Origin of the sequence: Mycobacterium shimoidei (assembly GCF_900417275.1) — a bacterium.
Classification (GTDB): domain Bacteria; phylum Actinomycetota; class Actinomycetes; order Mycobacteriales; family Mycobacteriaceae; genus Mycobacterium; species Mycobacterium shimoidei.
On sequence record NZ_UEGW01000001.1, the window covers coordinates 2,771,480 to 2,789,781 of the forward strand.

The following is an 18,302-nucleotide window of genomic DNA, read 5'->3' on the forward strand; positions in this document are numbered from 1 at the left end:
TATGGCGACGACCGAAGCACATTGGACACCGCTGCCGGTGCCATGGGCGGTGGAAACACCGGATCGAATTCCCAAACAACGCTATTACGATCCGGATTTCTACGCACTCGAGAACGAGATGTTCTGGCCGCGGGTCTGGCAGATGGCATGCCGGCTGGAGGAAATCCCCAAACCCGGCGACTTCGTCGAGTATGAGATCCTCGACCAGTCGATCCTGGTGGTGCGCGTCGACGCCCACACTGTTCGCGCCTACCATAACGCGTGCCGCCATCGCGGCGTGAAACTGGTGGAAGGCAACGGATCTCGACGAACCTTCGTCTGCCCGTTCCACGGCTGGTGCTGGGGTCTCGACGGTGCCAACACCTATGTTGCGCGCCCCGAGGTGTTCGCTGAGCACAACCTGTGCTCGCAAGACCTCGGCTTGGTGCCAGTCCGGTGCGAGCTGTGGGGCGGGTGCGCGTGGATCAACTTCGACGACGATGCTCCGCCGCTACGCGACTGTCAGGAGCCGTTCGCGTCGATCTACGACGCCTGGAAAGTGGAGTCACTGCGCACCGAGTGGTGGAAGTCGTGTCTGCTTCCGGTGAACTGGAAGCTGGCGACCGCGGCGTTCATGGAGGGCTACCACGTTCCCCAGACTCACCCGCAGCTACTGCCGTCCGCGCAGACCGCCGGCCCATCCGCAGGGGTGCACCCGGTGGTGCAGAGCAGCCTGTACTTCATGCGCACTCTCGGCACCGGAATGGGCGGTATGACCCATGAGAACGACATCCGAATCGCCGAAGGGCTGCAGCACATTGAGCTGCCGTCGGATCCGGCCGCGGCGCTGACAAGCTGGCGCAGGGCTCTCAACGATGCGGTCGTCGCCTGGCATCGCGCCCGGGGCAGCACGATACCCGACCTCAACGATTTGGATCGCCGCGGGATCACCGACGCAATCGGATTCTGTTTTCCGCACTACTTTGTCCTGCCCACCTACAGCAGCGCCTCGTCGTACCGGATTCGTCCGCTTGGGCCAGAGCAGACGCTGTTCGAGATCTGGTCTCTCACCCGTTTGCCGTCGGATGCTTCATCCGGCAAGCCGGCGCCGCCGGAGCCGATGGGGCCAGACGATCCACGCTGGCCGCCGATTCCCGCCCAAGACTTCTCCAATCTGCCGAGGCAACAGAAAGGTCTGCACTCGAAGGGGTTTGAGTACATGCGACTCTCCGACCAGATCGAGGGACTGATCTCCAACTTCGAACGCGTCATCGACGGCTTCCTGGCCGGCTTACCGCACGAAAAGCTGGTGCCGGCGATCCAGAAGACCAATACCACCATCGACGTGCCGGTCGCGGACTTAGGACTGAAATGAACAGCCGGTGGGATTACTCGGTCGACCTGCTCATCGCGGGAAGCGGCGGAGGCGGCATAGTCGCCGCGCTAGCTGCGCTGGATTCGGGGATCGAGCCGCTCGTCGTCGAAAAGCAGTCCCTGGTGGGGGGATCGACAGGAATGTCTGGTGGCATGGTCTGGCTGCCGAACAACCCGTTGATGCGGGCCGACGGCGTCGCCGACTCGCACGAAGACGGCCTGGCTTACATCGCCGACGTCGTTGGAGACATCGGTGCGGCCTCTTCGCCGCCGCGGCGCGAGATGTTTCTGACCGCGGGCTACGAGATGATCGACTTCCTGCTGCGCAAGGGTGTGCGCCTGGTGCGCTGTCCCGGCTGGAGTGACTACTACCCGAACCACAAGGGGGGCAACGCAGCCGGTCGGTCCGTGGAGGGCGTTCCGTTCAACGCCGCCGCCTTGGGCAACTGGCGCGACAAGGTCCAGCCGTCGCTGGGCAAGAACTATAGGTTTGCGGTGCTGACCAACGAGCTGCGTTCGGTGCAGTATTTCAACCGTGCGCCAAAAGCTTTCGCGGTAGCGATGCGAGTTTTCCTGCGGAGTTGGGCGGCGCGAATGGCTCGCCGGGAGATCCTCACCAACGGTGCATCACTGATCGGCCAAATGCTGAAGGCACTGATGGATGTTTGCGACGGCGAACCCCCGCTCTGGACGAACACCGCAATGGAAGATCTCATTGTCGAGGACGGCCGGGTCCTGGGCGCGCGGGTCGTTCGTGACGGTTCCCCGTTGAGCATCGAGGCGCGCAGGGGAGTGCTGCTGGCGGCCGGCGGTTTCGGTCACAACGCCGATATGCGGCGTCGTTACAGCGGCGACCAGCCCAACGAAGGGAAGTGGTCGATTGCCAACGCCGGCGACACCGGTGAGGTGCTGCAGACGGCGATGCGCTTGGGCGCCAAAACCGACCTGCTGGACGAAGCCTGGTGGCTGCCTTCGGTGTTCATCGCCAACGGTGGTGCGGCCGCGGCGTCACTTGGGTCGGGGCGACAACGGCCGGGGGCCATCTACATCGACGGGACAGGGCGCCGATTCTGCAACGAGTCGAACTCGTATGTGGAAGTCGGCAAGGCGATGTACGCCAACAAGGCGGTGCCGTGCTGGATGGTGTTCGACGAGGGGTATGTGGGCCGATATGTGTCGGGCGCAAACCCGTTCAAGAAGCGCCGTCTTCCCCAGGAGCTGATCGAGCGGGGCGACATCATCCGCGGTGACACCATCGACGACCTCGCCCGCCAGATCGACGTCCCCGCCGAAGCGCTCAAACACACCATTGAGCGGTTCAACGAATTCGCGGCCAAGGGCCTCGACCCCGACTTCGGGCGGGGCCAATCGGCGTATAACCTTTGCCTCGGCGACCCGGGCTATCGCCCGAACGGTGCGCTCGGGCCGATTGATCGGGCGCCGTACTACGCAACCAGGGTCTTCCCAGCCGACGTCGGAACGTGCGGCGGTGTGATCACCAACGAGTACGCCCAGGTCCTCGACGAACGCGACCAGGTCATCGAGGGTCTGTATGCGACCGGCAATATCACGGCGACAGTGATGGGCCGAACCTATCTCGGCGCCGGTGGGAGCATCGCGAACACGATGGTGTTCGGATACGTCGCCGCCCGGCACGCCGCGGGCTCGCTACCCGGCCGAGCGTGAAGCCAGCCGCACGTTCGGCCTCGAGTGTGCGGCCAGCCGCACATTGGCGGGGATTGGGCGCGTTTCCAGGGCCGCGCGTGTTACGCGTTGGCCGGTGCGGACACCTTCATCAACTTCATCAGGTTGCCGCCCATGATCTTCGCGACATCCTCTTCCTCGAAGTCGGTGAGCTCGTCGACGAATGAGATGGGGTCCTTCAGACCTTCCGGATGCGGCCAATCGGATCCGAACAACACCCGGTCGGTGCCCACCATCTTGACGATCTCGGCGAAGCGGTCCTCCCAGAACGGGGTGATGTAGACGCACCGCTTGAACGCGTCGATTGGGTTCTCGCTGAAGGATTTCGGCATCTTCTTGTAGACGCCCTTGAGGCCCCTGAACAGATCCGGTACCCAGTCGGCGCCGTTCTCGATCGACAGGATCCGCAGCTCCGGGTTACGGGAGAACGCGCCGTGGCAAACCAGCGCACCCATCGCGTCCATGATCGGCCGATGGCCCATCACCAGACTGCGGAAAGCGGTCGGCTTGAACGGCAGGAACTCGTCGCCGGGCTCCCACACATTCGCAAACTCGGAATAACCACTGTCCGAAGCGTGCATCGAAACCGGGATCTCGGCTTTGATGCAGGCCTGCCAGAACGGGTCGAACTCCTCCAGCCCGAAGGAACGGCTGCCGCGGAAACCCGGCACCGGCGCCGGCCGGACCAGCACGGTGCGGGCGCCGCGCTCCAAACACCATTCGAGTTCTTCAAGGGCACGCTCCACGATGGGCAGCGTGATCACCGGGGTGGCGAAGATGCGGTCCTTGTAGTTGAACGACCAGGTTTCGTACATCCACTGGTTGAGCGCGTGAATGACGTCGTGGGTCATCTCCGGGTCGTCTTTCATGCGCTCTTCGACCAGGCTGGCCAGGGTCGGGAACATCAGCGCGTAGTCGATGCCCAGCTCATCCATGACCTCCAGCCGCGGTGCGGGTTCACGGAAGGCGGGAATGGCCTTCATCGGCTCGCCCAGGATCTCGCGGTAGCTCTTGCCGCCGGCACCGTTGCGGAAGTACTCCTCCTGGGCGCCCGGGCGCGCCACCACCTCGAAGGTCGGGTTGGGGATGTATTCGCTGATGTGGCCGCGCACCACGATCTTGGTGCGGCCCCGAACCTGCACGTAGTCGATGACGTTCTTGCGGTTGTCCGGCAAGAATTTGGTCAGCGCCTCTTGCGGCTCGTACATGTGGTTGTCGGCGTCGAACACCGGAAAAGACAGTTCTCGGGACGGCATGGCGACTCCTAACAGTGGCCTCGAGCGACGATTCCAAGACTAGTGGTAACGACGTTACCACTTCGGCGAGCGATGGGTAATAGTGGTGGCGTCAGTTTTATTGCGGGCGGTTCACCAGGGCGAAATTCACCGTGGCGGTGGCGGCGAGCTCGTCGTCGTCGCTGCGGAAGATGTCGATCTGGGTGACGACCGACCGCCGGCCGGCCCGCAGCACCCGGGCCACTGCGCGCGCCGAACCCGCGGTGACCGGCCGCAGGTAGCGGATGAACAGATCGGCGGTGGTCAGCGCGCCGTCGGCCGGCACATATTTCATCGCGAGCCCACCGCCCGCAACGTCGGCGAGAGTGGCGACAAGACCGCCCTGCACCGCCCCTGCGGTGTTGACCACCTGGGGGCTGACCGGCAGCTCCATGATGTATTCGTCGTCTTCGCCGTCGTGGTCGGCTCCGCGCAGGCCGATCTGGTTGAACAATTCGCTCAGCGTCGGGGCGACCGTCTCGTGCTCGTCGTCGGCGCCGAGCGCTCGCATGCAGAAGTCGTAGAGCTGTGCGGCATCGATCGGCGTCCCAGTCAATTCGGCGCCCAACCAGTGCAATCGCAGCGCACCCAGGATCGTCTGCATGACGATTGCCGCCGCGGCTCCGATGTCGACCCGGGGCCGAAATACCCCTTCGGTGACACCGCGCGCGATGATGTCTCGGATCAGCTGGTGCAGCGGCAACAGCACCCGCGCGTAGTCGCGGGGGCGCGTCTCGGCCAGGTGCTGGTTGTACAGGCTCAACGCCCGGTTCAGGCTGTCCTGGGTAGCCGACTCCGGTTGGGCGCTGATCCGGTCGATCACCAGCTTCATCGCCGCGGTGCTGTCCAGACCCGTCGTCTCGGCGCGCCAAGCCTGCGCCGACTGCGCCATGGTGCGGTCGAACAGCGCCAACAACAGCTCGTCTTTGCTGGCGAAATGCTGGTAAAACGCCCGCAGCGACGTCTTGGACCGGGCCACGACTTCCTGCACGGTGAAGTCGGTGCGCCCGGTTTCACCGAGAATCTCGACGGCCGTTTTGATGAAGCGTTCGCCGCGGGTCACGTCGGCGTCGTTGTCGGCACCGGTCATGGGCAGCATCTCCTCTTCTGCGCGCACCGCGGGGGCTTCCGAGAATGAGGTTACCGCGATTATCCGCCTCTGGCGTCGATCATCGCCGACCTGTTGACCTTGGTGGCCGCCGTGCGGGGTATTTCGTCGACGAACTCGACCGTCTTGGGAACCTTGTAGGCCGCCAGCCGGCTCTTCGCGTACGCGATTACTTCCTGCTCGGTGAGCGGCGCCGCGGCCTGCACGACGGCATGCACGCGCCGTCCCCACTGCGGATCGGAGAGCCCGATGACCACGACGTCGGCGATGGCGTCATGTTCGGCCAGCGCGCACTCCACCTCGGCGGGGAACACGTTAGCGCCGCCGGTGATGATCATGTCGGTGCGCCGGTCGGCGATGTAGAGGTAGCCGTCGGCGTCCAGGTGGCCGAGGTCGCCGGCCGAACGGAAGCCGTCCGACGTCTCCGGCAACGGTGGCGCGCCACCCAGATAGCGATAGCCCGCGCTCATCGGCGCGCGCAGGTAGATCTCGCCGAGCTCGCCCGGCCCCAGCAGTTTGCCCTGCGGATCGAGAATGCGGATCTCGGTCTCGCGGAAACCGCGCCCGACGCTGCCCGGGTGGGCCAGCCACTCGTCGCCGCGCAACGCCGTGAGCCCGAGGTTCTCGGTCATCCCGTAGGCCATCACGATCTGTTCCGGAGACAGCAGGTCAAACCAGGTGTGCAGCAGCGCGGCCGGCATCACGGCGGCGCCCTGCAAAATCCAGACCACGCTGGAAAAGTCGCGGCGACCGATGTCGGGCAGTGCGGCGATGCGCGCCAGCATGGTCGGTGTGGCGGTGAAATTCGTGATCCGGTACCGCTCGATCGCGTCGACAACCAGTGCGGCGTCGAACTTTTCCAGGACCACCAGGCGGTCACCGCCCAGCAGGTTGCTCAGGGTGGCGAAACCGTTGGTGTGATACAGCGGCGCGGGCACCAGGATGGTCTGCGGCAAGGCCACCTCTGTCCAGGCCGCCAGGAACGGTGTCGACACCAGGGGCGTCCACAGTGCCGGTGCCAAGTTGAGGATCACCTTGGGCAGGCCGGTCGATCCGCTGCTGCAGATCCCGTTGATGTTCGGCGATACGACGGTCGGAAGCGGGTCCGCCGACTGGCCGGCCGCAGCCAACGCCAGGGTGGCCCGGCCGTGTTCGTCGACGATGACGGCGGCGTCGATGACTGCCAGCACCCGCGAGCGCTCCCAGTCCGGCAGATCCCAGCGCATCGGAACCGGTACAGCGCCGACCTTCCAGCAGCCCAATACCGCCAAAACCAGGTCTTGCGAATTCGGGATCGCCAGCGCGACAAGCGAACCGACATCGGCACCGGCGGCGGCAAGCGCACGGCCCCACTGATTGGCCCGCGCGTCGAGTTCGGCGAAACTCAGCGTGCGAGCGCTGCCGTCGGGCGCCAAGGTGATCAGGGCCAGCTGATCGCCGCATTCTCGGGCGAGTTCGGCCAGCCGCAGTCCAAACGGAACGCCGTCCTCGTCCTGCCCGGCGGCCACACTCGCGGCAGCTGGACCAGAACTCATGCGGGCACCGTAAACAACGTTTCCAGATCGCCGCTGCGCACCCCGGGCATCAGGCGCAGGGCGAGCACCTCGGTGCTCACCGGTAACCGAATCAGCGGCTGCGTGTGCCGGTCGAGGACACTGACATCGGACTCGTCACAGAAGCCCAGCGCACCGAGCAACTGGTGGGAGATCCGCAAGACCTGACGCGCCGTGTCGGCGGCCTTGAGCCGCAGCAGCAGAGCGTCCGCCCAGCGGACATGTTCGGGCGCCGAATGAATTCGCCACACGGTGTATTTGGCGAGTTCATCGAGACCGCGCACGGCGACCGACGCGTCTGCGATCGTGAATCGGACCGCCTGAAAGTCCGCCAGCGGCTTGCCGAACTGGATCCGCGTCCGAACATGCTCCTGGGTGATTTTCAGCAGCTGCTGTACGGCGCCGAGCATCCGCCACGACCCGAGCACCAGGTGCAGGTCGATGTCGGCGGCCGGGACACTGCCGTCAGGTCCGTCCAAGGTGGCCGGCACCAGAAACGGGCCGAGTTTGGCGTTTGTCCGCGATGAGGGCCGCGGCCGGTAGCGGTTGGCGTCCAGGTCGGCGGCGATCCACGCGCCGGGCAGGTCGCCGTGGTCGACCCGCGGCGCCTCGGGGTTCACCAATGCCAGCCGGGCGCCGTCGATGGCCAGCAGCTCTTCGACCAGGGGGTAGGGCAGTGCGGTGGCGCCGGCGGCCTGGCAGAGCACCGCGGCGGCCAGCAGGTCGTCGGGCCCGGACCGGACGTCGAGGTCGAACGCGGCGACGTCCGCCAGTGCGCGCCGCGCTTCGTGGCGGACCTCGTCGTCGGTTTCGGCTTGCAGCGCCGCCTGCGGTCCACCGAGTCGGTTCAGTCGCTTGACCGCGACCGCGGCGTATTCGGTGATGTCTTCTGGCAGCGTGGTGTTCACCGATGTTCTCCCAACGCCTCACGTGCGACGAGCATTCGCTGCACCTCGATGGTTCCCGACGCCACCGTGGCCGCCTGCGCGTAGCGCCAATGGTCTTCGGCCGCCCCGTGCAGCCGGGCTGAGGCGCCGCTGTCCAATGCGGACGGGCCTAATACATCGAACAGCAACTCGGCGACCTGCTGATCGCAGGTGGTGGTGGCGATGCGCGCGGCGCTGGCGGCCGCACCGGCCGACGGGTCGTCTTGCAGGGACACCGCCCGGTAGGCCAGCAGCCTGGCGACCCGTAGGTCGGCCAGCACGCGAACCCAGCGGGATCGGATCGACTCCGGCAGCCGGTCCCAGTCGTCGCCGAGTTCGGTCTTCATGCGCTCGAGCAGCGATTCGCAGCGCGCATACCGGGCGATCCCGACACGTTCGAAGGCCAGTGCTTCTCGCATCACCCGCCAGCCGTCGCCGACTTCTCCGAGCACCTCGTCGGCAAACACCTCGACGTCGTCGAAAAAAACTTCGTTGAGGTGATGCGGCCCCAGCATCGAGCGGATGGGGCGCACAGTGATGCCCGGCCGATCCATCGGAATGAGAAACAGGCTGAGCCGCTTCGGCTTTGGAGCATCAGGGTCGGTGCAGGCGGCCAGCACGCACCACGACGCCATCTGCGCATAAGACGTCCACACTTTCTGGCCGCTCACGCGCCATCCCGTGCCGTCGGGCACCGCCCGGGTGCGCAGCGACGCCAGGTCGGTGCCGGCTTCCGGCTCGGAAAATCCTTGGCACCAGATCACTTCGCCGGCCGCGATGGCTGAGAGATGGCGGGCCTTTTGTTCGGCCGTCCCGTAGCGCATCAATGCCGGGCCGACCCAGTTGATGCCCATGTACTGTGCGCCGCGGGGCTCGTGGTGGGCCCACATCTCCTCACGCAGCACGGTCTGCTGCCAGATCGAACCGCCGCCACCGCCATGTTCTTTCGGCCACGCCAGCGCCAGCAGCCCGTCGGAGGCCAGCAGTTTGCAGAACGACTCGGTGGTTGCCAGGTCGCGCGGGTCATCGGTGCAGGCACCCAAAAAGCCGTCGGGAATGTGCGTGGCGATCAACTGCCGCAGGCGTTGCCGCAGTTCGGTCGCGTCGTCGCCGAGGTCGTAGTCCATCGTCATCCCTTCGGCAGCCCGAGCAGTCGCTCGGCGATGATGTTGCGTTGGATCTCGGAGGTCCCGCCGTAGATCGTGGCCGCCAGCGAGTCTTGGCGTTCGAAGAGCAGGTCCGGATCACTGATAGACCCCGGCCCGGCCGCAGTCGCGCTGAGCTCCCACACCCGTTGCAGTGTCACCGATCCGAGCAGCTTGAGGATATCGGCTTCCGGGCTTGGCCGCCCGGCGAGCTCGTTGTGCAGCGCGCGGTAGCCGGTGGCCCGCAATGCTTCTGCGTCGGCAAGAAGTGACCCGAGCTCGGCGAAGATGTCGTCGCCCTCAGGCGCGAGCGGGCGCGTTTGTACGGCGCCGCTGGGCGTGTCGGCGTACAAACACGCCCGCTCGCGTACGGATTTGAGGCCGCGATGGATCTCGACCCAGTTCATGATCCAGATCATCTGCCGTTCGTGGTGCAGCGACGCCAGCGCGACGTTCCACCCGTCGTTGTAGGCGCCCAACAGGTTGGCTGCCGGCACCTCGACGTCGTCGAGGAATACCTCGCAGAATGTCTCATCGGAGATCGAGGCCATCCGGATCGGTTCAACCCGCACCCCGGGCGACCGCATATCGAGGATGAGACAGGAGATCCCGCGATGCTTCGGCGCATCCGGATCGGTGCGGGCATACAGCGTGCACCATCGGGACAGATGCGCCTGGGTGGTCCAGATCTTGTGACCGTTGACCAAGAACCTGTCGCCGTCTCGTTCGGCGCGGGTGCGCAGCCCGGCGAAATCGGATCCGGCTTCGGGCTCGGACATGCCTAGCGCCCACCATTCGTCGCCGCGCAGTAGTGGAACCAGCAGACGGTCAATCTGCTCCGGTGTGCCGAACTGCCGAATCGCCGGGGCGGCGACGTTGGGGCCCGCGATGTTGGGCAGTTTGGGCGCCGAGCGCATCGCCGCCTCGAGCCGGATCTCCATCGCATCGCGCAATCCCAGCGACCGGCCCCCGTGTTCGCGCGGCCAGGTCGGCTGCAGCCAGCCCCCCTCGAACGCGGCCCGTTGATAGTCACGCCGCAGGCCGAGATCCCAGCGGTACTCGCGATAGCGCTCGATGTAGTCGTCTGGCAGAAAGTCGGTCAACCACGCGGCGAACTCGGCGACTACGGGGCTCATGCGGCACCACCGGTGAAGCGACGGCCGACGGCGTGGTAAAGCGCGCGGCTGTCGCCGAGGGTGGCAGCACCCTGCCATGCGTGCCGTAAATACAGATGAAGGTCGTGCTCCCAGGTCTGTGCAAGGGCGCCGTGCACCTGCACCGCGGTGCGACAGCAGCCGACGGCCGCATCGCCGGCGGCCGCTTTGGCCAACGCTGCAGCGGTCCAGCCGGCAGCAGGTGTAGTCGTCGGGTCAGTGAGTCGGGCGGCTGCGGCGTAGACCAGGCTGCGCGCACGTTCCAGGCTGACGTAGTTGTCAGCCAGCGCGTGCTTGACGCCTTGGAAGGCGCCGATCGGCTTGCCGAACTGCTGCCGAGATTTCGCATGTTCGACGGAACGGTCCAGCGCGGCACGCGCAGCACCCACCAGGTCAGCAGCTGCGGCGAGTAGCGCTGCTGCCCAGGCAGATTCGGCTACTACCGGCGCGACAAGTAGCGGAGCCGCATCAATGTCGACGTCGCCGATCGGCTGGGCCGGATCGGTGCAGTCGGTCGGATGCACGGTCACACCCTCGCCGACGCGCGCAACCGCGACGACCACCCCGTCCTCGGAGTCGGCGAGCGTGACGACCATCTCGGCGATCGGCGCCCAGGGCACCGCTACCGCCTGCCCGCGCAGCCGCCCCTTTTGCAGCGTCGTCGGCAGACCGGGCAGTCGCGCCCCGCCCGACTGCACCGCCAACGTGGCAATGGCGCCGCCGCCGATGTCGTGGAGCACTTCATCGGCGGCCGGGCCGGCGGCCTGCAGCGCTCCCGCGGCCAGCCCGACGCTGCACATCAATGGAATCGGTGCGATAGTCGCACCGCACTCTTCGAGCACCACCGCCAGGTCCAGCGGGCCGTAGTCACGTTCGGAGGCGAGTTCGGTCCAACCTAGGTCAACGACCGTTTTCCAGACAGTGCGCCAGCGTTGCGGATCGGTTATCGCCTGTCGCACGACCCCGGTCGGGCATTCGGTGCGCAGTACGTCGCGCACGCTGTCGCGCAGCGCGAGCTGGCCGGCACTCAGCCCGACTTCCATAACCTCTTAACATAGCAAAGATAGCAATCTAGCGGGGCGGGCCGAGCACCTCCGTATGGTAGTCAGTCATGGCCGAGTGGTATCTGTTCCTGCCGCAGGTGCGGTTGGCGGTAGCCGACATCGTAGACCGGGCGCGTCACGCCGAAGCCAGCGGATTCGATGGGATCGCCTTCATCGACCACCTCGAGGCCCCCGGACTGCCCGATGAAAACATCTGGGAGGCAATGGCCGTCGCCACCTGGGTAGCGGCCAAGACCCAACGACTGCGGATCGGCCACCTGGTGCTCTGCGACGCATTCCGGCACCCCGCGGTGCTGGCCAAGCAAGCGGTCACGCTGTCGGCAGCGTCGGAGGGCAGGTTCGACCTCGGCCTGGGCTCTGGCTCCTGGCCTGCCGAATTCACCAAATTCGATGTCGGTCAGCAGGATCCAATCGCCCGGGTCGAACAACTCGGGCGGCATTTGGAACTCATCATGCAGTACTGGGGGCAGGAGGCCGGTCAACACCCGCGACCGGACCATCCGATACCGGTGATCCTCGGCGGCACCGGCCGCCGCACAATGGAACTCGTTCGCCGATACGCGGATTGGTGGAATGTCCCCGCCAACCACATCGATCGTTTGCCACGGTTGGCTTCGGCCGCGGGCTCCGCGCGGATATCGGTTCAGCAGATGGTGGGCTTCGTCCGCGACGGCGCCGATCCGGACGCAGTGCGTGAAGTGAGCACCCGGCGTTTCGGCTACCTGGGCTCCGGTCTGGTGTGCGGCGACGCCGGCGAATTGATCGAAAACTTTCGGGGTCTGGCCGCTCAGGGCGCCGAGCGTTTCTACGTCTGGTTCGCCGACTTCGCCGTCCCCGAATCACTGCATGAATTCGGCGAATCGGTGATCAAGCCTTTTGCGCGCGCCGGCGCGCCTCGGTAGGCACCACCGGCTCCCGGGCGAACGGTCCGCGGCGCATGGCGCTCAACTGGATTTCGGGCAGATCCACTGAGGGGTCGACGGTGTCCAGCCACGCCACCGCCTCGGCGACATCGGAAGCCCGAATCGCATACATCTCGAACGGAACATCTTGCAGCATCTCGGTTTCCACTGGACCGGGCGTCACCAGATGCACGCAGATGCCGTCCCGGTCTACTTCCAGCGCCAGTGCGCGCGCGAACGCGTTCATCCCAGCCTTGGATGCCGAGTAGGCGGTCCGTGCCGGCATCGGCTCGTGCGAGGCGGACGAGGAGATGAACACCAGCCGCGACCCGGCGCGCATCCGCGGCAGCGCAGCGGCTGTCACCACGAAACAGGAATCCAGGTTGGCCGAGATGATCGCCTGCCATTGCTCGAAGGTCTGCTTGCGGGCGTAAGTGCCGCCGAGCATCCCGGCCGCGTGCACGAGCAGATCGATCGTCTCCAGCTGGCGAATTTGTTGTTCGAAGCCGACTGGATCGGAGGCGTCGGCGACGAGGTAGCGGGCCCCGAGCTCCACGGCCGCCGCCTGCAGCGGGGCTTCGCGGCGCGCTGTGAGCACCACGTCGTATCCGCGTTCGCACAGTTTGGCCGCGCAGGCTTTACCGATCCCGCCGCTGCCGCCGGTCACCAGTGCGGTTCTCACAGCGCGCTCAACGGTTTACAGATGCCCGGTTCTCCCTGGGACGCGAAAGCGCCTGCGGTGAAAGGGCATAGATACGTTGATCGGTCCGGCCGGACAATACATGGGTCTGCGTATCGGCCAAATGCCGGGCGGCGATGCGACGTGCCCGATCGACGTCGCCGGCCTCGATCATCTCGGTCAGCTTCACGTGCGTGTTGAGCGCCGCACGGCGCTTGGTCATCGAGGGGTAGGTGCCACGTGCCGCGCTCTCGTCGGCCCACCGCTGTTCATGGCTGCTCCACAGCGTCTCCAGGGTGCCGACGACGGCAATGATTGTCCGGTTACCGCAGCCTCGCACGACGGCGTCGTGAAATTGCCGGCCAATCTCGGTGAATTCGGGTCCGTCGTCGAGATGTTCGGCCATGGCGTCGTTGATGCGTTTGAGATCGGGCACCAGGGTTTCGGCACGGTCAGGTCGTTGCGCCGCCAGCGCGGCACATGCGGGTTCGAGTTCGTGCAACGCCGAGCCCAAGTCCGCGACACTGACCGATTCGCTCTGCAACAGCAGACCCAGCATGTAGGCGGCGCTGGTCTTCGCCGGTGCGTGTACGACAGCGCCGCCGCGATTGCCGCGTCGCACCGACACCAGGCCTTCGGTTTCCAGGATCCGCAACGCTTCCCGCAGCGAGACGAGGCTGACGTTGAATTGCTCGACGAGCACTTCCTGGCGCGGAAGCAAGTCACCGTCGGCCAGTTCGCCGTCGATGATCTGGCGTCGCAACTCGTCTGCCACGATCTCGGCGATTCGCGGTGCGGACAATCGGCGTCGTGCCTCAGGCCCAATCCCTAGCGCAGTCATCCCGTCTCAGCAGCACCCTAGAAGAGGGTGCACGGTTGCTGCAGCCGCACACCCATTTGGCTGCAATCTTAGCAGTAATGGCATAATAAGCGCGCTGGTCGAACGACACGCCCGAACGGACACAGGTGAGCGAAAGCACCGACAGCGGACCGACACCCTTGACTGATGTCCGTGTGGTCGAGATCAGTAACCGAATCGCCGGCAGTTACTGCGGAAAACTATTGATCGATGCCGGTGCAGATGTCCGCAAAATTGAACCGCCGCAAGGAGATCCGTTGCGACGGTTTACCGCGGGCTGTTCGCCGCTACCGCACGGTGCGGATGCACCGCTGTTCGCCTACCTCAACGCCGGCAAGCGCAGCCTGACTTGCGGACCAAACGACGAGCGATACCACGCCGAGCTGGCCGCCGCAGATGTGGTGGTGGTGACGGCAAACCGGTCACAGGCCAACGAGCTGGGCATCGACCCGCAGGCTTTGCTGGCCGCGTGCCCGCAGGCGATCGTCGTCACGATTTCGGACTTCGGCTGGACCGGCCCGTACGCAAACCGGGCGGCCAGTGAGCTCACTTTGCAGGCGTGGGCGGGCTCGGCCGGTTTCCGCGGCGATCCGGCCGGCCCACCGATCGCAATCGGCGGTGAGCTCGGCGAATACATGGGCGGAGTGTTCGCTGCGGTCGGGGCGCTGGCAGTGCGCCGCCGAGTCGGACGCGGCGGCGCCGGCGAACACCTCGACTTGTCGATGCTCGAAGCGGTCACCTTGATGCAAAGCGGCGAATGGCTGCATTCCCAACTGCTGCGGGTGCCGCCGGTCACCCGGACCGTCGAGGTCCCCTCGATCGAGCCCGCGAAAGACGGCTACGTCGGGATCACCATGGTCACCGGCCAGCAGTGGCTCGACTTTGCCGCGATGGTCGATTGCCCAGAGCTGACCGAGATTCCCCAGCTGCGGTTTCAGATCGGCCGGTGGGAATACCGCGATTTCATTCGCGAGCGGATCGGTCCCTGGCTGGCCGAGCGCAACGTCGACGAGATCGTCGAGCTTGGCCAGCTCTTCCGGCTGCCGATCGCGGCGTTGGGCAACGGCTCGACGATCCGCGACACTGCCTACGTCCGGGAGCGAGATGTTTTCTTGCGCAACCCGGCCGGTTTTCATCAGCCTCGCACTCCGTGGTTGATGTCGCGATGCCGCCCGGCGCCGATCCGCGCCGCACCCGCGCTCGGCGAGGCCGACGACGAACCACCGTGGCCCAAACGCGAACCTAACAAACATCTTTCAGATGCTCGGTTGCCGCTCGACGGGATTCGAATCGTCGATCTGACCGCATTCTGGGCCGGCCCGGCCGCCACCCACGCGCTTGCCGCGTTCGGTGCCGATGTCGTGAAGGTGGAATCGGTTCAGCGCCCCGACGGCATCCGGTATTCGGGCGCAATGCGCACCGACGTCGACGACTGGTGGGAGTACGGCTGGGTCTTCCACGCGATGAACACCAACAAGCGGTCGGTCACGCTGGACCTGGGGTCTGACGACGGCCGTCGGCTGTTCACCTCGCTGGTGGCCGGCGCAGACGTCGTGATCGAGAACTTCTCCCCGCGGGTGATGGACCACTTCGGGCTGACCGCCGACGTGCTGCTGGAAGCGAACCCGCGGCTGGTCGTCGCCCGGATGCCGGCATTCGGGCTGGACGGTCCGTGGCGTGACCGGGTCGGCTTTGCGCCCACCATGGAGCAGATCGCCGGCCTGGCCTGGGTGACCGGGCTACCCGAGGGTCCGCCCGTCGCACCGCGCGGAGCCTGTGACCCGTTGGCCGGTATTCACGCGGCGTTCGCCGTGCTGGCGGCGCTGGATTTCGCCGAGCGAACTGGTCAAGGACAACTTGTCGAGCTACCGATGATCGAAGCGGTGCTCAACACCACCGCGATCCAGCCGATCGAAGCCGAAGTCTTCGGGGTGACGCTAAACCGGCGAGGAAACCGCGGTCACGGACAGGCCATCCAGAACCTCTACCGCTGCGCCGGAGATGACGACTGGATTGCCGTCACCGTCACAACCGACGAACAGTGGCAAGGACTGGTCGACCTGATGGGCCGACCGTCCTGGTGCGTCGACGCACGGTTGGCCACCGTGGCCGGACGACACGGCTGCGCCGACGACATCGATCGGCGGCTGGCCGACTGGTTCAGCGATCGGGATTTGCTTTCTTCGGTGGAAAACCTTGCTGCGGCCGGTATTCCGGCGGCACCGGTGGTGTCCCCGTCGCTGGTGACCGATAACCCGCAACTGAACCATCGGGGGTTCTTCGAGACTCTGCAGCATTGTCGCATCGGCGCCGCACGCTATCCGCGCCCGCCGTTCGCCCCACTGCGTGGGCAGTCGGGGTGGCTGCGGCGCCCGCCGCCCACCCTCGGCGAGCACAATGACGAGATCTTGCGCGATCTGTGTGGGCTCACCGACGCAGAGTTGTCCCGGCTGGCGTCGTCGGACGTGATCGGGACCCGGCCCAAGGGGTTGTAAGGGCCGGCGTGGCAGGCAGCGACTCCTCGTCCCGGTGCTTAGGCTTGCTAAGCTATTTGCGGTGACGCCAGGTAACCTAGGAAAAGCGGCAACACTCTGCCGAGGTGGCTCTGCGGTGCGTCACCGTGCATTTGTCGAAAGGTTCCTACACATGGCCATATCGTCGTTCACCAAACTGGCCGGCGCTGTCGGCGCTCTGGCGTTCGCATTGACCGCTGGGGCCGGGGTCGCCTCTGCAGATCCGCTGGTCGACACCACCTGCAGTTACCCGCAGGTGGTCTCGGCACTCAACGCGCAAGATCCGGCGGCCGCCGAGCAATTCAATTCATCGCCGGTGGCACAGTCGTATCTGCGTCGTTTCCTGGGCTCCCCGCCCGCGAAGCGCCAGCAGATGATCCAGCAGGTGCAGGCGATTCCAGAGGCTCAGCAGTACCTGGGAACGATCCAGCAGGTCGCCAGCACCTGCAACAACTACTGAGGCCCCCTGACGCGGACAGCCGACTCGGTAACGGCTATCTGAAGCTTGGCTGAGAAATTTATATCTCGCCCGTGCGTAGACCGGCGTCGACACAGCGTCGTCGTGACCCGTTGCAGGTGTCGCGACAGCTTGGTGAAAGTAACCTCGCGTATTGAACGACCCGCCAGCGTGAGGAGCAGCCAATGCGAGTGATCGTGGACGAAACCCTCTGCGAGGCCAACGGGTTCTGCGAGTCTCTTGCCCCTGACGTATTCGAGATCGGGGATGCCGATGTTGTGCACGTCGCCGAGGGCGCGATAGCGCCCGACCGGGAGGTTGACGTGCGCGCTGCCGTCGACCAGTGCCCGAAAGCAGCGCTGCGAATCATCGACTAGTCAGCGAGATCGCCATCGTGTCGTAGATCGACATGTTGGTGACCAGGCTGGGGTGGGCCACCGTCGCCGGGCCGAGTTTGATGTTGTCGCAGCGCAGCAACAGCTCGTCGAATACCGCGCGCAACTCGGCGCGGGCCAGCATCGCGCCCAGGCAGTGGTGTGGCCCGCCGCCGCCGAACGCCACGTGTGGATTGGGCTGGCGCCCGATGTCGAACCGGAACGGCTCGGTGAACACCTCCTCGTCGCGGTTCGCCGAGCGCAGCATCGACACGATGCGCTCGCCTTTGGGGATGTGTTGACCGTCGATCTCGATATCGACCTTGGTGGTGCGCGTCCAGTAGGCCACCGGCGTCGCCCAGCGCAGTACCTCCTCGACGGCACTGGGCCGCACCGATTCGTCGTCGCGGTATCGCTCGATCTGCTCCGGGTTGGCGACGAACGCCTGTAGCCCGGCGGCGAGCGCGTTCTTGGTCGTGTCGCTGCCGGCGAACGCCAGCACGAAGAAGAAGATCTCGAGTTCGTTGGCGGGCAACCGGAACTGCTCGCCGTCCTCGCCGGTGATCACCGCCGACGCCAGCGTGCTCCAGATGTCGTCGGCCGGGTTGCGGCGCTTCTGCTCGGTGAGCTCGAGCGCGTAGCCGAAGATGATCCCGTACAGCTCGAGTTCTTCTTGCTCGGTGAGCCGCGACTTGGGAGAGCGCGCGGTAAGGATTCGGTCGAAAACCCCGAAGATGCGGGGCCGATCCTGCTCGGGCATGCCGATGATGTCGCCGATGACCGTCATCGGCAGCGCGTCGGCCAGGTCGGTGATCCAGTCACCGCCGCCGCGCGCAAGCAGGTCGTCGATCATCCGCGCAGCTCGCGCCCGGATACCGGCTTCGAGCTTGGCGACCGCGCGCGGCGTGAAAGCGCTGGAGATCAGCTTGCGGCGCTTGTTCAATTCCGGCGGATCCATGTTGATGATGGTCGGATACGACGAGAACGTGTCCATGGGCTGGATGAGCGGGCCGTCTTTCGCGGTGAACGAGTCCGCGTCCCGGTGGATACGCACCGCATGCCGGTGCTTGGTGGTCACCCAGAACTCGCCCTGGGCGCCGATCTTGGCGGCGCCGGGTGTCAACCGGTGCCGAAACAGGGGTCGGTTCTGTCGCAGATTCTCGAACAGCTCATCGGGAAAACCGTTGCGCCATAGGGCGAAATCGGACAGATCAAGCTCCGCCGTCGTCATGCCCAA

The 18,302-nt window shown here is 65.7% G+C and carries 16 protein-coding genes; 6 read left to right on the forward strand and 10 right to left on the reverse strand.

The window, feature by feature from the left end; all coding sequences use genetic code 11:
• Position 1 precedes the first annotated feature (1 nt).
• Complete coding sequence (locus MSP7336_RS13550; protein ID WP_113963906.1) at positions 2-1,354, forward strand: aromatic ring-hydroxylating oxygenase subunit alpha; 1,353 nt, start codon at positions 2-4, stop codon at positions 1,352-1,354.
• Positions 1,351-3,039, forward strand: coding sequence for an FAD-binding protein (locus MSP7336_RS13555; protein ID WP_113963907.1), 1,689 nt, complete (start codon positions 1,351-1,353; stop codon positions 3,037-3,039). Before MSP7336_RS13550 ends, MSP7336_RS13555 begins: the two co-directional genes overlap by 4 nt.
• Before the next feature lie 80 nt (positions 3,040-3,119).
• On the opposite strand, the gene MSP7336_RS13560 is transcribed toward MSP7336_RS13555, so the two are convergent.
• The 7 genes from MSP7336_RS13560 to MSP7336_RS13590 all read right to left on the reverse strand — a co-directional run bounded on the left by MSP7336_RS13560 (position 3,120) and on the right by MSP7336_RS13590 (position 11,260).
• A complete protein-coding gene (locus tag MSP7336_RS13560; protein ID WP_069394493.1) occupies positions 3,120-4,313 on the reverse strand; it encodes an amidohydrolase family protein in 1,194 nt (397 codons plus the stop codon).
• A gap of 97 nt (positions 4,314-4,410) precedes the next feature.
• Positions 4,411-5,421 (reverse strand): hotdog fold thioesterase, encoded by a 1,011-nt coding sequence (locus tag MSP7336_RS13565; RefSeq protein WP_069394644.1) that lies wholly within the window; start codon positions 5,419-5,421, stop codon positions 4,411-4,413.
• Between the two features lie 59 nt (positions 5,422-5,480).
• Positions 5,481-6,974: a class I adenylate-forming enzyme family protein gene (locus MSP7336_RS13570; RefSeq protein ID WP_113963908.1), complete on the reverse strand. Its 1,494-nt coding sequence runs from the start codon at positions 6,972-6,974 to the stop codon at positions 5,481-5,483.
• Positions 6,971-7,900, reverse strand: a complete 930-nt coding sequence (locus MSP7336_RS13575) for an acyl-CoA dehydrogenase family protein (protein WP_113963909.1) — start codon at positions 7,898-7,900, stop codon at positions 6,971-6,973. Before MSP7336_RS13575 ends, MSP7336_RS13570 begins: the two co-directional genes overlap by 4 nt.
• Complete coding sequence (locus MSP7336_RS13580; protein ID WP_113963910.1) at positions 7,897-9,045, reverse strand: acyl-CoA dehydrogenase family protein; 1,149 nt, start codon at positions 9,043-9,045, stop codon at positions 7,897-7,899. The genes MSP7336_RS13575 and MSP7336_RS13580 overlap by 4 nt, the downstream gene beginning before the upstream one ends.
• 2 nt (positions 9,046-9,047) lie before the next feature.
• Positions 9,048-10,199 carry an acyl-CoA dehydrogenase family protein gene (locus tag MSP7336_RS13585; protein ID WP_113963911.1) on the reverse strand — a complete coding sequence of 384 codons (1,152 nt, stop codon included), beginning with the start codon at positions 10,197-10,199 and terminating at the stop codon, positions 9,048-9,050.
• Complete coding sequence (locus tag MSP7336_RS13590; RefSeq protein WP_113963912.1) at positions 10,196-11,260, reverse strand: acyl-CoA dehydrogenase family protein; 1,065 nt, start codon at positions 11,258-11,260, stop codon at positions 10,196-10,198. The genes MSP7336_RS13585 and MSP7336_RS13590 overlap by 4 nt, the downstream gene beginning before the upstream one ends.
• Positions 11,261-11,328: 68 nt before the next feature.
• Here MSP7336_RS13590 and MSP7336_RS13595 point away from each other — a divergent pair, with 68 nt between their 5' ends.
• Complete coding sequence (locus tag MSP7336_RS13595; protein WP_069394499.1) at positions 11,329-12,183, forward strand: LLM class flavin-dependent oxidoreductase; 855 nt, start codon at positions 11,329-11,331, stop codon at positions 12,181-12,183.
• Here MSP7336_RS13595 and MSP7336_RS13600 read toward each other — a convergent pair.
• Both MSP7336_RS13600 and MSP7336_RS13605 read right to left on the reverse strand, forming a co-directional pair.
• Positions 12,149-12,865 carry an SDR family oxidoreductase gene (locus tag MSP7336_RS13600; RefSeq protein ID WP_113963913.1) on the reverse strand — a complete coding sequence of 239 codons (717 nt, stop codon included), beginning with the start codon at positions 12,863-12,865 and terminating at the stop codon, positions 12,149-12,151. The two genes, MSP7336_RS13595 and MSP7336_RS13600, sit on opposite strands and share 35 nt — an antisense overlap.
• Positions 12,866-12,872: 7 nt before the next feature.
• Positions 12,873-13,703 (reverse strand): FadR/GntR family transcriptional regulator, encoded by an 831-nt coding sequence (locus MSP7336_RS13605; protein WP_069394501.1) that lies wholly within the window; start codon positions 13,701-13,703, stop codon positions 12,873-12,875.
• Between the two features lie 125 nt (positions 13,704-13,828).
• On the opposite strand from MSP7336_RS13605, the gene MSP7336_RS13610 reads away from it, so the two are divergent.
• From MSP7336_RS13610 to MSP7336_RS13620, 3 genes are all read left to right on the forward strand, one after another.
• A complete protein-coding gene (locus MSP7336_RS13610) occupies positions 13,829-16,216 on the forward strand; it encodes a CaiB/BaiF CoA-transferase family protein (protein WP_113963914.1) in 2,388 nt (795 codons plus the stop codon).
• 151 nt (positions 16,217-16,367) lie between these two features.
• Positions 16,368-16,694, forward strand: a complete 327-nt coding sequence (locus tag MSP7336_RS13615) for a hemophore-related protein (protein WP_069394503.1) — start codon at positions 16,368-16,370, stop codon at positions 16,692-16,694.
• A 182-nt stretch (positions 16,695-16,876) separates the two neighbouring features.
• Positions 16,877-17,068: a ferredoxin gene (locus MSP7336_RS13620; protein ID WP_069394504.1), complete on the forward strand. Its 192-nt coding sequence runs from the start codon at positions 16,877-16,879 to the stop codon at positions 17,066-17,068.
• Here MSP7336_RS13620 and MSP7336_RS13625 read toward each other — a convergent pair.
• On the reverse strand, positions 17,058-18,296 hold the full coding sequence (locus MSP7336_RS13625; RefSeq protein WP_113963915.1) for a cytochrome P450: 1,239 nt from the start codon (positions 18,294-18,296) through the stop codon (positions 17,058-17,060). The two genes, MSP7336_RS13620 and MSP7336_RS13625, sit on opposite strands and share 11 nt — an antisense overlap.
• Positions 18,297-18,302 lie beyond the last annotated feature (6 nt).